The sequence below is a fragment of the Paenarthrobacter sp. TE3676 genome (assembly GCF_056279165.1).
The window spans coordinates 500,139-514,854 of sequence record NZ_JBWBQU010000003.1; the positions used below are offsets into that span (position 1 = coordinate 500,139).

The 14,716-nt window shown below is 61.3% G+C and carries 14 protein-coding genes; 13 read left to right on the forward strand and 1 reads right to left on the reverse strand.

The features are described from left to right. Positions 1–49 precede the first annotated feature (49 nt). The 4 genes from fusA (at position 50) to ACZ881_RS09905 (ending at position 8,132) form a co-directional block, all read left to right on the forward strand. Positions 50–2,164, forward strand: coding sequence for an elongation factor G (gene fusA, locus ACZ881_RS09890; protein WP_091469000.1), 2,115 nt, complete (start codon positions 50–52; stop codon positions 2,162–2,164). Positions 2,165–2,395: 231 nt separating this feature from the next. After that, positions 2,396–3,586: an elongation factor Tu gene (gene tuf, locus ACZ881_RS09895; protein ID WP_011775598.1), complete on the forward strand. Its 1,191-nt coding sequence runs from the start codon at positions 2,396–2,398 to the stop codon at positions 3,584–3,586. Between the two features lie 153 nt (positions 3,587–3,739). Next, complete coding sequence (locus ACZ881_RS09900; protein WP_476114731.1) at positions 3,740–7,978, forward strand: hypothetical protein; 4,239 nt, start codon at positions 3,740–3,742, stop codon at positions 7,976–7,978. Between the two features lie 28 nt (positions 7,979–8,006). Beyond that, positions 8,007–8,132: a hypothetical protein gene (locus ACZ881_RS09905; RefSeq protein WP_256870824.1), complete on the forward strand. Its 126-nt coding sequence runs from the start codon at positions 8,007–8,009 to the stop codon at positions 8,130–8,132. A 61-nt stretch (positions 8,133–8,193) separates the two neighbouring features. On the opposite strand, the gene ACZ881_RS09910 is transcribed toward ACZ881_RS09905, so the two are convergent. Then, positions 8,194–9,627, reverse strand: coding sequence for a GH1 family beta-glucosidase (locus ACZ881_RS09910; RefSeq protein ID WP_178997201.1), 1,434 nt, complete (start codon positions 9,625–9,627; stop codon positions 8,194–8,196). 382 nt (positions 9,628–10,009) lie between these two features. On the opposite strand from ACZ881_RS09910, the gene rpsJ reads away from it, so the two are divergent. Genes rpsJ through rplP form a run of 9 tightly spaced genes read left to right on the forward strand, consistent with a single transcriptional unit; the run spans position 10,010 to position 14,716 of the window. Further along, positions 10,010–10,318, forward strand: a complete 309-nt coding sequence (gene rpsJ / locus ACZ881_RS09915; protein WP_003803825.1) for a 30S ribosomal protein S10 — start codon at positions 10,010–10,012, stop codon at positions 10,316–10,318. A gap of 17 nt (positions 10,319–10,335) precedes the next feature. Further along, positions 10,336–10,986, forward strand: a complete 651-nt coding sequence (gene rplC, locus ACZ881_RS09920; protein ID WP_011775595.1) for a 50S ribosomal protein L3 — start codon at positions 10,336–10,338, stop codon at positions 10,984–10,986. Positions 10,987–10,990: 4 nt separating this feature from the next. Then, a complete protein-coding gene (rplD, locus tag ACZ881_RS09925; RefSeq protein WP_091468992.1) occupies positions 10,991–11,608 on the forward strand; it encodes a 50S ribosomal protein L4 in 618 nt (205 codons plus the stop codon). Next, the gene (gene rplW / locus ACZ881_RS09930; RefSeq protein ID WP_011775593.1) at positions 11,605–11,910 is read left to right on the forward strand and encodes a 50S ribosomal protein L23; all 306 of its coding nucleotides are present in this window, start codon (positions 11,605–11,607) and stop codon (positions 11,908–11,910) included. Before rplD ends, rplW begins: the two co-directional genes overlap by 4 nt. A gap of 29 nt (positions 11,911–11,939) precedes the next feature. Beyond that, entirely contained in the window at positions 11,940–12,779 is an 840-nt protein-coding gene (gene rplB, locus ACZ881_RS09935) for a 50S ribosomal protein L2 (RefSeq protein WP_011775592.1), read from the forward strand. 12 nt (positions 12,780–12,791) lie between these two features. Then, positions 12,792–13,073: a 30S ribosomal protein S19 gene (gene rpsS, locus ACZ881_RS09940; protein WP_011775591.1), complete on the forward strand. Its 282-nt coding sequence runs from the start codon at positions 12,792–12,794 to the stop codon at positions 13,071–13,073. A gap of 38 nt (positions 13,074–13,111) precedes the next feature. Next, positions 13,112–13,477, forward strand: a complete 366-nt coding sequence (rplV, locus tag ACZ881_RS09945) for a 50S ribosomal protein L22 (RefSeq protein ID WP_011775590.1) — start codon at positions 13,112–13,114, stop codon at positions 13,475–13,477. Further along, a complete protein-coding gene (gene rpsC, locus ACZ881_RS09950) occupies positions 13,478–14,299 on the forward strand; it encodes a 30S ribosomal protein S3 (protein WP_011775589.1) in 822 nt (273 codons plus the stop codon). Further along, positions 14,300–14,716 (forward strand): 50S ribosomal protein L16, encoded by a 417-nt coding sequence (rplP, locus tag ACZ881_RS09955; RefSeq protein WP_003803795.1) that lies wholly within the window; start codon positions 14,300–14,302, stop codon positions 14,714–14,716.

Here is a 14,716-nt window from a genome sequence, read left to right on the forward strand (position 1 = left end):
GCTCACTGAGCCGGCGGCGAACGTGTAGTCCATCCGAAAGGGAGACCCCGTGGCACAGGACGTGCTTACCGACCTTAATAAGGTCCGCAACATCGGCATCATGGCCCACATCGATGCCGGCAAGACCACCACTACCGAGCGCATCCTGTTCTACACGGGTGTGAACCACAAGATCGGCGAGACGCACGACGGCGCTTCGACGACTGACTGGATGGAACAGGAAAAGGAACGCGGCATCACCATCACGTCTGCCGCCGTGACTTGCTTCTGGGACAAGAACCAGATCAACATCATTGACACCCCGGGCCACGTTGACTTCACGGTTGAGGTTGAGCGCTCCTTGCGCGTCCTCGACGGTGCAGTCGCAGTGTTCGATGGCAAGGAAGGCGTGGAGCCGCAGTCCGAGACTGTTTGGCGCCAGGCTGACAAGTACAACGTTCCGCGTATCTGCTTCGTCAACAAGATGGACAAGCTGGGCGCTGACTTCTACTTCACCGTAGACACCATCATCTCCCGCCTTGGTGCCAAGCCGCTGGTCATGCAGCTGCCCATCGGTGCTGAGAACGACTTCATCGGTGTTGTTGACCTCCTCGAAATGCGCGCCCTGGTTTGGCCTGGCGACGCTAAGGGTGACGTCACCATGGGCGCTTCCTACGAAGTGCAGGAAATCCCGGCGGACCTCCAGGCGAAGGCCGAAGAGTACCGTGCACAGCTCGTTGAGACTGTGGCCGAGGCTTCCGAAGAGCTCATGGAGAAGTACCTCGAAGGTGAAGAACTCACCCTCGAAGAGATCAAAGCCGGCATCCGCAAGATGACCATCAACTCTGAGCTCTACCCGGTCTTCTGTGGTTCTGCCTTCAAGAACCGCGGTGTCCAGCCGATGCTTGACGCTGTTGTTGACTTCCTGCCGAACCCGCTCGACGTCCCGCCGATGATCGGTCACGATCCCCGCGACGAAGAGAAGGAACTCACCCGCAAGCCGTCTGCAGACGAGCCGTTCTCGGCCCTCGCCTTCAAGATTGCCGCGCACCCGTTCTTCGGTCAGCTGACCTTCGTCCGCGTGTACTCCGGTCACGTCGAGGCAGGCGCCCAGGTGGTCAACTCCACCAAGGGCAAGAAGGAACGCATCGGCAAGCTGTTCCAGATGCACGCCAACAAGGAAATGCCTGTCGAGGGCGCTACCGCCGGCCACATCTACGCAGCCATCGGTCTGAAGGACACCACCACGGGCGACACCCTGTGCGATGCCAACAACCAGATCGTCCTCGAGTCCATGAGCTTCCCGGAGCCCGTGATCTCGGTTGCCATCGAGCCCAACACCAAGGGTGACCAGGAGAAGCTCTCCACGGCCATCCAGAAGCTCTCCGCTGAGGACCCGACCTTCCAGGTCTCCCTCAACGAAGACACGGGCCAGACCATCATCGCCGGCATGGGCGAGCTTCACCTGGATATCCTGGTGGACCGCATGCGCCGCGAATTCAAGGTCGAGGCAAACGTTGGCAAGCCGCAGGTTGCTTACCGCGAAACCATCAAGCGCGCCGTTGAGCGCCTTGACTACACGCACAAGAAGCAGACCGGTGGTTCGGGTCAGTTCGCAAAGATCCAGATTGCGATCGAGCCCATGGACACCGCTTCCGGCGAGCTGTACTCGTTCGAAAACAAGGTCACTGGTGGCCGCGTTCCGCGCGAATACATCCCGTCCGTTGACGCTGGTATCCAGGATGCCCTGAACGACGGCGTCCTGGCCGGTTACCCGGTTGTCGGCATCAAGGCCACGCTGATTGATGGCGCGTCCCACGACGTTGACTCCTCGGAAATGGCGTTCAAGATCGCCGGGCGTATGGCTTTCAAGGAAGCTGCACGCAAGGCGAACCCTGTTCTGCTTGAACCGCTGATGGATGTTGAGGTCCGCACACCTGAGGAATACATGGGTGATGTTATTGGTGACCTGAACGCCCGTCGTGGCCAGATGCAGTCCATGGAAGACGCAGCAGGTGTGAAGGTTATCCGTGCACACGTTCCGCTGTCCGGCATGTTCGGCTACATCGGTGACCTGCGGTCCAAGACCCAGGGTCGCGCTGTGTACTCCATGACGTTCAACAGCTACGCGGAGGTCCCCAAGGCAGTAGCCGACGAGATCATCCAGAAAACCCGCGGCGAGTAATCTCCCGGTAACGGATGCAATTCCGGTATCGGGAAGGCATCTGAGCGCTTGAGGCGGGGCTGCGGCGACAGCCGCGGCCCGGCCCCTGCGCAAACAGGCTCGAGGAACTACCATTGGTTCCTGAATCTGCAATTTCACCAAAACCAAGCCCCCAAGTAGACTTGCTAAAGTTTCTGCCGCGAAAAGCGCGGCCGAGGAGCACTTCACTTGAAATCGTTCTAGGAGGAACCTGTGGCAAAGGCAAAGTTCGAGCGGACTAAGCCGCACGTCAACATCGGCACCATTGGTCACGTTGACCACGGTAAGACGACGCTGACTGCCGCCATTTCCAAGGTGCTGTACGACCAGTACCCGGATCTCAACGAGCAGCGCGACTTCGCGTCGATCGACTCTGCTCCGGAAGAGCGCCAGCGCGGTATTACCATCAACATCTCCCACGTGGAGTACCAGACCGAGAAGCGCCACTACGCACACGTAGACGCCCCGGGTCACGCTGACTACATCAAGAACATGATCACCGGTGCTGCCCAGATGGACGGCGCAATCCTCGTGGTTGCTGCAACCGATGGTCCGATGGCTCAGACCCGTGAGCACGTTCTGCTCGCCCGCCAGGTTGGTGTTCCCTACCTGCTGGTCGCACTGAACAAGTCCGACATGGTTGATGACGAAGAACTCCTCGACCTCGTCGAAATGGAAGTTCGTGAGCTCCTGAGCTCGCAGGGCTTCGATGGCGATGAGGCTCCGGTTGTTCGCGTTTCCGGTCTCAAGGCTCTGGAAGGCGACCCGGTTTGGGTCAAGTCCGTCCAGGACCTGATGGCAGCTGTCGACGAGTCCGTTCCGGACCCCGTACGTGACCGCGACAAGCCGTTCCTGATGCCGATCGAAGACGTCTTCACGATCACCGGTCGTGGCACCGTTGTTACGGGCCGCGCCGAGCGTGGAACCCTCGCCATCAACTCCGAGGTTGAGATCGTCGGCATCCGCCCGATCCAGAAGACCACGGTTACCGGTATCGAGATGTTCCACAAGCAGCTCGACGAAGCATGGGCCGGCGAGAACTGTGGCCTCCTGCTCCGCGGTCTGAAGCGCGACGATGTCGAGCGTGGCCAGGTTGTCGTCAAGCCGGGTTCCATCACCCCGCACACCGACTTCGAGGCTAACGTCTACATCCTTTCCAAGGACGAAGGCGGACGTCACAACCCGTTCTACTCCAACTACCGCCCGCAGTTCTACTTCCGTACCACGGACGTAACCGGCGTTATCACCCTGCCGGAAGGCACGGAAATGGTTATGCCTGGCGACAACACTGAGATGACCGTTGCGCTCATCCAGCCGATCGCTATGGAAGAGGGCCTCGGCTTCGCTATCCGCGAAGGCGGCCGCACCGTTGGTTCGGGACGTGTCACCAGCATCATCAAGTAGTCTCTACTTGTAGATCGGTGACGCTCCGGCCCAGCCGGTAGTTAGCTAAGGGAACCCCACCGCTACGGCGGTGGGGTTCTTTTTGCTATAGTTACTCTATCGAATGGATAAAGGCAGGCCAACTGCTGCGTCCGGCGCAACCTAGGAGCTTCCATGACTGCATTCCTCATACTGCTGCTCATCGTCGTCGTTGGCGGGGTTGGCTTTGCGGTCGGTTTGGCTAAGGGGCGCCGAGGGACTTCGTCCGATGCTTTTTCCACGCCGGACCGAGCCGCCTATCAAGCGGGCTACCTCGCCGGCCACCTGGCTGGGTGGCGGGATGCGGAGGCCAAGGGGAAGGGTAAGGAGGGACCCTCGAGCATGACAGTCACTCCTTCCCCTGCGAGCCAGCCAGTGGCTCCGCTGTACACGCAGTCGTCCACGGGGTTGCCGGCCCAGCCCTCCATGCCAGCACCGGCTGTCCGGCACCCCTTGCCGAACCAAGCGGAGTATTTCCAGCCGCCTAACCCACAGCCCGTAGGCCCGGCAGTCCCGTATGCATCGCGGCAGGCCGTTCCGCAGCAGGCCGTGCCACGGCAACCTGTCCCTCAGTCGCAGGCGGCTTTCCTTGCTCAGCAGCCGCCGGTCGTGCGGGAAACTCCCGAAGCCGCCGCTGCCCGCAAGGCGAAGCGTGACCAGCAAAACATCAACGTCACCCTCTACGTGGCCAGCCTACTGCTGGTAGCTGCAGGGGCCTTGTTCGTGGGCACGAGCCTTCCTGCGCTCTTCCGCTTCGTGGGTATTTGGTTCATCACTGCTTTGTTCTACGTATCGGGCATGGTGATCCATTCCCGGGTTCCCCGCCTGCGACCAGCTGCGGTTGCCTTCGTCGGAACCGGCCTGGCACTCATCCCCGTCACCGGCTTGGCCATGTACAACTTCGTTCTCCACAACGGTCCTGCTGCCTGGCTGGTCACATCGTTGCTGGGCACGGCCGTTTATGCATACACAGCAGTAAAACTGGACAATAAAGTCCTGGCCTTCCTTTCCCTGAGTTTCGTCGTCTCCACGGCGTGGTCCGGTGTCTCCGTTCTTGGGGGCGCCTTGGTCTGGTACTTCACGGCACTCATCGGCGTGGCCATTCTCCTGACTGTTGTTTCCTTGCTGCGTCCCAAGTGGCTTCCTCCGTTGTATGTCCGTCCGCTGATGGTGCTGCACCCCTCCCTGGTTCCCCTCGTGGCCGTTGTGGTGACCTTCACTCCGCAGCTCTTGTCGAAGGGGGAGTACGCCTGGGTGATGTTGATGTGCGGCATCTACTTCGCTGTCATGTTCTTCGTGCCGCGGGCCCGGTACAGGAGGCAGCATCTTTATGCTGCCAGGGCTGCGCTGACGCTGGCTGTCCTCGGGGTGGTGTGGGATATCACCGGTGACGTGAGCTCGGTGATGTTGGCAGCAATAGTCTGCCTCAGCGTTCAGTCCCTGGCAGTTGCCTTCGGCGGCAGGAAGTTGTTGCCGCGCTTCTGGTGGAACGACGCCATTTCCTGTCTGGCCTTGCAATTGATCACCTCGGCCGTACTCACTGTTGTGCTGGAGTTCGGGGCGTTCGACCTTCCCAACTACGTTCCGCTGTCCCTGACAATGCTGACTGCCATGGTGGTTGGTTGGAAACTGGGCCAAGGCATGGAGTTCGCCCCGGCTGTGGTGCTCGGGGTGGGCGGTGCGCTCGGAGGCCTGCTGGGTGCATGGACCGTCGCGGCACTCTTGACTTCAGCGGCACTCTACTGGTTCGTGCGCGCAACGGTTGGGCCGGTTGCTTCGCGCCGGTACTTGATTCTTGCGGGACGGATCGCGCTCACCCTGGCAGTGCCCGCCGGTGTGGCAGGCATGATGACCGGAAATCCGGACAGGACTGCCTACTCCCTGATAGCGCTAGTGGCCGTGGCCGCTGTGCAGCAAGTTGTGAGCGCAGGGCTTGAACGAGGGGGAGTCCGCCTGTTGGCTCCGCAAGCGTCTGTGGCGGGCTTCGGCGGTGCCGCCGCGGCTGGGCTTCTTGTCCTCCCGGTGTTCGATGACGGCGCCGGACGCCCGATAGTGGCTGCAGCTGTTCTGCTCCTCTTGTCGGCGGGCCTGGTCTCGGGCCTCCTGATGTTTCCGGGAACTCATCGGGCGCCGGATGCACCGGTGGCGTGGCGCCCGACGGTGGCTGAGGTAATCGCTCCGGCAACTGCGGTTCTTGCTGGCGGCATGGCAGCATCATTCGTGTCCTGGACGCTGGGAAATGCTGTCCTGCTGGCTTTGCTTGCCTACCTTGTGGTCACGGCCCTTCGAATCCACCCGTCCTTCCACAGGCAGTGCTATTGGTGGCTGGCCCGGGCAACCGGCACGGTGTTGGCGGCGTCGGCCTACGGAGATGCAACGCGCGATGGCTGGAGCATTCGCCTCGTAGGTGAAGTTCCCGCGATTGGGTTTGTACTCGTCATGGCTGCTGCGCTCCAGTTGTTCCTTCCCCTGCATGCCGGCAACCGACGCCGTTACCCCCGTGCTTCCGTGCTCGATGCCGGCGCTGTGGTTGTCGTCATGGCCGCGGCTACCACCTTCCTGACTGTCACCACCGCGTGGGGAGCTTGGAGCGTCAGGGACAGCTGGCAGCCGGGTGTTGCCGCGGTAACAACTGCCGTAGCTGCCGTCCTGGTCAGTTCGGTTCTCCGAAGTCACTCCGCAGCGTGGGTCTTCGCTCCCTTGGCATTTGTGCTCCTCCTGGCTCTCCGGCTGGGGAATATCCGGGACGTCGAAATCTTGCTTGCCATCTTCGCGAGCTACAGCGGTTTCATGATGGGCGTGGTAGGCGACCGGTTGATCCGGGGTGGCTACCTGCTTGGCGTCCGGGTGCTTGCGGGCGCCTTGATCGCTGTAACGGTCGGTGATGTCACGGACTCGCCCGCAGCGGTGTCCATCAGCCTGGCCCTGGTGCTTGCGTTGCAGCATGTGTTCACCTTGGTCCTGCGCAGGCGTGGCGTGGATGTCGCCTTCCAACAGGCAACCGTTCAGCTCACCCTGGGTGCCCAACTCTTGCTGCCGTTCGCCTACGTGCTTGCAGGAGATTACGACGGCGGTGGCCGCTGGGTGCTGTTGCTTCAGTTGGCCTTGGTCCCGGCTTCCGCTGCGGTCGCCTGGCGCGTCCTCGGTGCACGCGGATCCCAATACTTCGGTGTCGCGGCCATAGGAGCGGGAGTCATCGCAGCCGGGCCCGCGCTCACGTTCCCTGTGTCGACGTGGCTGCACCAACCACTGCTGGACAAGTCCCAAGTACCCGTTGTCTTGCTCGCGCTGGCTGTCGCCATGATTGCAGCCAGGGCCGTGTTCCGGCCGGAAAAGACGCCTGCCGGTGCAATCGAGGGTGTTACAGAGCGGTGGTTCTGGCTCATCTCTGCCATCGCGTTCACGGGTGTGGGTGGCCTACTGACCTTCGGTGTGTCCTACTCCCTGACCGGACTTTCCGTCTTGGTCCTGGCTTGTGTTCTGTTCTCAGCCTCACACTTTGAACGAATGCCGGCTCTTTATGCGGCAGCCGCTCCAGCCGTGCTGGTAGGGGCGATTCCCGCCGTCGACGGGCTGCTGCAAGGCCTGCCTGCGGGCGTCTGGAGCGATTACGCTGTTTGGCTCATTGGCGGAGTCGGGACCGCTGTGCTCCTTTATTCGCTAAAGACCTTTGGCGGACCGGCAATGAGGGACGAGGACTGGCGGCGGAACTCCCTGGTTGCGGGCGCGGCCTTGGCTGTTGCATCATCCGCGGCGGTGGGACTGGGAAGCGACGAAACATCCATGGTCGGGTTTATCCTGGTGGTCGCAACCGGGGTGCTGGTGGTGGCTGAGGTTCCGCACGGTAAATGGGTGGCCGCTGAGATTGGGGGACTGGTCTCTGTCGCAGCCCTCCAACGGGCGGTCCTGTTTGTGGACGCATCCAGGCCTGATTGGTTCTGGGCCGCGCAGTGGTACGTGATAGCCGGCGCCGTTATAGCAGGGCTGCGCTACATGAAGGGGCAGCGGGCGGAGGGCCTGCTTCGGCTGTGCATTGCAGCCGGAGCTCTGTCGCTCACGTCCGTGGGGACCATCTTCAGCGGTACTTCATCGCAGCAACTGTACGTACTCGTGGCACATGTCCTGCTACTGGCCGCCGGCCTGCTGCTGGCGGAGCGGGTACTTGTCTGGTGGGGTGCCATTGCCGTTGCGCTGAGCATCATGTGGGCGTTGCGCTCCTATGCCTTTGCGATGCTTGCCCTCGTCGCTTTGGGCCTGATTGTGCTGGCGGTGTGGCGCTTGAACCGGAAGCCGCCAGGCAATACAGGCGGACCGGGAGAGGGCGGAGCTCCGAGTGACGCCCCGCCTGCGCGGACCCGCGACGGAATCCGATAATGTTGCAGTCTACGGAGAGGAGCGCACCATGGAATTTCTGATTTTCCTGGCAGTCATTGCAGCTATCGGCGGCGGCGTGTTGTGGGGTCGAAAGAACTTTAAGACCGAGATCGAACGCGCCAAGAGGATTCGGCGCGCCAACAAAAACAAGTAGGGCAACGTTCCGTAGTGCCGGAGTTAACCCGGGCGGGCTACATGAAGGTAACGTCCGCGGGCTATAAGTGACGGTGACGTGCACGGCCCAGCGCCCGGTACCAGTAGAACGAATCCTTGGGCGTCCTTTCCAAGGTTTCGAAGTCCACATGGATCAGGCCGAATCGCTGCGAGTAGCCCGCCGCCCACTCGAAATTGTCCAACAAGGTCCAGACGTAGTATCCGCGAAGATCCACATCCTCGGCGATGCCTCCGGGCCCGGTTGCCGTCAGTGCGTGTCCTAGGTGTTCAGCCAAGTACGTGATGCGGTTGGTGTCCTGGACGGGTCCTTCAACGTGGGCAGGTTCGGGATAGCTGGCTCCGCCTTCGGTGATGTAAATGGGAGGAAGTGCATCACCGTACCGGTCCTTCATTTCGCGTAGCAGCAGGGCCAGGTACTCAGGCGCAACCGGCCAGCCGAACCCGGTGGTCTCATACTCCTGGTAGGCGGCCAGGTGGAATGGAACCTTGGTCATCTCCGGCGACCTTCCTGTGGGTATCTCCGCCGGACCGGGGCCTGCCGCGGCCTTCACGGGGTAGTAGTAGTTGAGCCCATAGAAGTCCAGCGGTTGGCTGATCAATTCGAGATCGCCGTCGTGAACTGTACCCAGCGAGCGGAACCACGGTTTCATGGGCAGGGGTGGCTTGGGATATTGGCCCAGCAGTATCGCATCGGCATAGATGCGGTTGAGGATCAGGTCCAGGGCCTGCGCCATCAATCGGTCGCCGAGACTGGTGCTGGCGGGTTCGACGGGGCAGTGCATGTTGGACACACCGATCTGACCCTTCACTCCTGCGCCTCGGAGGGCCTGGACCGCCATTCCATGGCCCAGCAATTGATGATGTGCGGCAGGCAGTGAGTCGAACAGCAGTTGCCGGCCTGGTGCGTGCACTCCCAACGAGTATCCCTGCACTGTGACTGACACGGGCTCGTTCATGGTCACCCAGTGCTCAACGCGATCCCCGAAGCGCTCGGCTGCGGCTTGGCAGTAGACAGCGAAGCGTTCGGCTGTGTCCCTGTTCATCCACCCCCCGGCATGTTCCAACTCCAGCGGAGTGTCCCAGTGGTACAAGGTGGCCATGGGGGAGATGCCTGCGGCAAGGAGTTTATCGATCAGGCGATCATAGAAGTCCAACCCCCGCTGGTTGACCGCGCCCTTGCCTCCGGGCTGGATGCGCGGCCACGAGAGTGAGAAACGGTAGGAGTCGACTCCGAGCTCCTGCATCAAGGCGATGTCTTCGTCCGAACGGTTATAGTGATCGCAGGCCACGGTGGGGGAGCCGCCGTCGACTATTGCTCCAGGCTTTTCACAGAACGCATCCCAGCCGGACGGTCCCCGCCCATCAGCGGTCAGCGAACCTTCTATCTGGAAGGCTGCGGCCGCGACACCCAGCGTGAACCCCGGGCGGAGTCGGGCGGCGAGATCTTCCACGGAGCCTGAATCCTGGGCGTTCATGACCCCATCATCCTCACCGGATGGGGGCCGGGCAATGGCTCCTCAGCGTCGATTGGCCTTTACACCATATTTCAGCCATACTGGATGAGTTGTTCAAGCGCTTCTTCGTGTCCCGATCCGGATAATGCCGGGTGTCAGGGTCCAGGCTGAAGCCCAAACATAACCCTGAACCCCATGATTGCGGTCGAGTTTGCGTGGAAATCGCGACACGCCCGACCGCGGGGGTCGGTGCGCCGACAAGGTGAGGAACCCGGATTACTCCGGATTCAGCTTGTGCGGCGTGTGGTGGTAAATCCTCAAACGCTTCGGCGGCCACATCAACAGGTAAGTAAACAGAGCAGCCCTAACTAGAGCAGCACTAGCTGAAAGAGAGTCAGGCGACATGGCGGGACAAAAAATCCGCATCCGGCTGAAGTCATATGACCACGAGGTCATTGATGTTTCAGCGCGGAAGATCGTTGAGACGGTCACGCGCGCAGGCGCAACGGTAGTCGGCCCGGTGCCGCTGCCGACGGAGAAGAACGTTTACTGCGTTATTCGCTCTCCTCACAAGTACAAGGACAGCCGTGAGCACTTCGAAATGCGTACTCACAAGCGTCTGATCGACATCATCGACCCCACGCCGAAGGCAGTTGACTCGCTTATGCGTCTCGACCTGCCCGCCGACGTGAACATCGAAATCAAGCTCTAGGGAGGTGCTGAGAGACTATGACCGCAACCCGTAACGTAAAGGGCCTGCTGGGCACGAAGCTCGGCATGACCCAGGTCTGGGACGAGAACAACAAGCTCATCCCGGTAACTGTTGTCCAGGCTGACTCGAACGTCATCACCCAGCTGCGCAACGCAGAGGTAGATGGCTACGTCGCCGTACAGATCGGCTACGGCCAGATCGACCCCCGCAAGGTCACCAAGCCGCTGGCTGGTCACTTTGAAAAGGCTGGCGTGACTCCTCGTCGCCACGTCGTCGAACTGCGTACCGCAGACGCCGCATCCTACGAGCTGGGCCAGGAGCTCTCTGTTGAGATCTTCGAAGCCGGCCAGAAGATCGACGTCGTCGGCACCTCCAAGGGTAAGGGCTTTGCCGGTGTTATGAAGCGTCACGGCTTCCACGGCGTTGGCGCTTCCCACGGTGCCCACAAGAACCACCGTAAGCCTGGCTCCATCGGTGGCGCATCCACCCCGAGCCGCGTCTTCAAGGGCCTGAAAATGGCCGGCCGCATGGGCGCCGAGCGTCACACCACGCTGAACCTCACGGTTCACGCCATTGACGCTGAGAAGTCGCTGCTCCTTATCAAGGGTGCCGTTCCCGGTGCCCGCGGCCAGGTCGTACTCGTACGCACCGCCGTGAAGGGAGCCTAGTTAAATGACTAGCACTGTCAAGGTAGACCTGCCTGCAGAGATCTTCGACGTCCAGACCAACGTGCCGTTGCTGCACCAGGTCGTCGTCGCACAGCTCGCTGCTGCACGCCAGGGTACCCACAAGACGAAGACCCGCGCCGAGGTTTCCGGTGCAGGTCGCAAGCCGTTCAAGCAGAAGGGTACCGGCCGCGCCCGTCAGGGTTCCATCCGTGCTCCTCACATGACCGGCGGTGGCGTTGTCCACGGTCCGACTCCTCGTGACTACAGCCAGCGCACCCCCAAGAAGATGAAGGCTGCTGCACTCCGCGGCGCCCTGTCTGACCGCGCCCGCAACGGCCGCATCCACGTCATCGCTGAACTGGTAGCCGGCACCAAGCCGTCCGCCAAGGAAGCACTGGCTTCGCTGCGTGCAGTCTCCGAGCGCAAGAACCTGCTCGTCGTAATCGAGCGCGCCAACGATGTTGCTGCACTCTCCGTGCGCAACCTCGAAGGTATTCACGTTCTGTACGCAGACCAGTTGAACACCTACGACGTGCTTGTCTCCGACGACGTGGTCTTCACCAAGGCTGCTTTCGAGGCGTTCGTCGCTGACAAGGCCAAGAACGAGGAGGCCTCCAAGTGAGCGTAACCACCATCAAGGACCCGCGCGACGTCGTGCTTGCACCCGTCGTTTCGGAAAAGAGCTACGGTCTGATCGACGAAGGCAAGTACACCTTCCTGGTGGACCCTCGCTCGAACAAGACCGAGATCAAATTGGCCGTTGAGAAGATCTTCTCGGTCAAGGTTGACTCGATCAACACCATCAACCGTGCCGGTAAGCGCAAGCGCACCAAATTCGGCTGGGGACAGCGCAAGAGCACCAAGCGTGCAATTGTCACCCTCAAAGAAGGCACAATCGACATCTTCGGCGGTCCGCTCGCGTAGCGGAGACCACTTTAACGAGGAAATAAATTATGGGAATCCGTAAATACAAGCCGACTACCCCGGGCCGTCGTGGCTCGAGCGTAGCCGACTTCGCTGAAATCACGCGATCGACTCCGGAAAAGTCGTTGCTGCGTCCGCTGCACAAAACAGGCGGCCGTAACAACTCCGGTAAGATCACCACCCGTCACAAGGGTGGTGGGCACAAGCGCCAGTACCGTCTGATCGACTTCCGTCGTCACGACAAGGACGGCATCAACGCCCGCGTTGCCGAAATCGAGTACGACCCGAACCGCACGGCTCGCATCGCACTCCTGCACTACGTTGATGGCACCAAGCGTTACATCATCGCTCCTAACAAGCTGTCCCAGGGTGACTTCGTCGAGGCTGGTCCTGACGCTGACATCAAGCCGGGCAACAACCTGCCGCTGCGCAACATCCCGGTTGGTACCGTAATCCACGCAGTTGAACTGCGTCCGGGTGGCGGCGCCAAGATGGCACGTTCCGCAGGTGCTTCGGTACAGCTCGTTGCCAAGGAAGGCCGCTTCGCACAGTTGCGTCTGCCCTCCGGCGAAATCCGCAACGTTGACGTGCGCTGCCGCGCAACCGTCGGCGAGGTCGGCAACGCCGAGCAGTCGAACATCAACTGGGGCAAGGCCGGCCGTATGCGCTGGAAGGGCGTTCGCCCGACCGTCCGTGGTGTAGCCATGAACCCGGTTGACCACCCGCACGGTGGTGGTGAAGGTAAGACTTCCGGTGGACGTCACCCGGTTAACCCGAACGGCAAGCCCGAGGGCCGTACCCGCCGTCCGAACAAAGAGAGCGACAAGCTTATTGTTCGTCGCCGCCGTACTGGCAAGAACAAGCGATAGGAGCCTGGACACATGCCACGCAGCCTGAAAAAAGGTCCTTTCGTTGACCAGCACCTCTTTGTGAAGGTCGCACGGGAAAACGATAAGGGCACCAAGAACGTCATCAAGACCTGGTCCCGCCGTTCGATGATCATCCCCGACATGCTCGGGCACACGATCGCCGTACACGACGGACGCAAGCACATCCCGGTGTTTGTCACAGAGTCGATGGTCGGGCACAAGCTCGGCGAATTCGCTCCCACGCGGACATTCCGCGGCCATGTTAAGGACGACCGTAAGGGCAAGCGCCGCTAGGCGCCTGACTTTACGTCTTAGACGAGAGAAGGAAAGCAATGGAAGCCAAGGCTATTGCGCGTCACATCCGCGTAACGCCTATGAAGGCCCGGCGCGTCGTCAACCTTGTTCGTGGTAAGCAAGCGAATGAGGCTCTGGCAATTCTGAAGTTTGCCCCCCAGGCAGCTTCGGAGCCGGTATTCAAGGTACTTCAGTCGGCAATGGCCAACGCACGTGTCCTCGCGGACCGTGACGGCGTTGCATTCGACGACAGCGACCTCTTCATCACCGAAGCATTTGTTGATGAAGGCCCGACCATGAAGCGGTTCCAGCCGCGTGCCCAGGGCCGCGCCTACCGCATTAGGAAGCGGACCAGCCACATCACGCTGGTTGTCGCAACCCCGGAGAAAGAGGAGGCTCGCTAAGTGGGACAGAAAGTAAACCCGCACGGGTTCCGACTCGGCATCACCACCGACCACGTTTCGCACTGGTTCGCTGACAGCACCAAGCCCGGACAGCGCTACAAGGATTTCGTCCGCGAGGACATCAAGATCCGTCAGCTCATGTCCACCGGCATGGAGCGCGCCGGCATCGCCAAGGTCGAGATCGAGCGCACCCGTGACCGTGTCCGCGTGGATATCCACACGGCACGCCCGGGTATCGTTATCGGCCGCCGCGGCGCTGAAGCAGACCGCATCCGTGGCGAGCTCGAAAAGCTCACCGGCAAGCAGGTTCAGCTGAACATCCTCGAGGTCAAGAACCCCGAGATGGAAGCACAGCTTGTTGCCCAGGGCATCGCTGAGCAGCTGACTTCCCGCGTGGCTTTCCGCCGTGCGATGAAGAAGGCCATGCAGTCCGCACAGCGTGCGGGTGCCAAGGGTATCCGTGTTGCTTGCTCGGGTCGTCTGGGTGGCGCAGAAATGTCCCGCTCGGAGTTCTACCGCGAAGGCCGTGTGCCCCTGCACACCCTCCGCGCGAACATCGACTACGGCTTCTACGAAGCCAAGACCACCTTCGGCCGTATCGGTGTGAAGGTTTGGATCTACAAGGGTGACGTAACTGCCAAGGAACTGGCTCAGCAGGCAGCTGCTGCTCCGTCCCGTGGCCGTGCAGGAGACCGTCCGGGCCGCCCGGGTGGCGACCGCCGTCGTCGTAACGACCGTCCGGCAGCTGAGGCAGCACCCGCTGCCGTTGAAGCACCGGCCGCTGAAGCTGCTGCTCCGGCAGCAGAAGGAGGACAGGCTTAAATGCTTATCCCACGTCGAGTCAAGCACCGTAAGCAGCACCACCCGGGTCGTTCCGGCGCTGCAACGGGCGGCACCAAGGTCAGCTTCGGTGAGTACGGTATCCAGGCTCTCAGCCCGGCATACGTAACCAACCGTCAGATCGAGTCCGCTCGTATCGCGATGACCCGCCACATCAAGCGTGGCGGCAAGGTCTGGATCAACATCTACCCGGACCGTCCGCTGACGAAGAAGCCTGCTGAAACCCGTATGGGTTCCGGTAAGGGTTCTCCGGAATGGTGGGTCGCAAACGTCAAGCCGGGCCGGGTTCTCTTCGAACTCTCCGGTGTCAATGAAGAGGTAGCTCGCGAGGCCCTGCGCCTGGCAATCCACAAGCTCCCGTTGAAGGCACGCATTGTGCGTCGCGAAGGTGGTGAATAG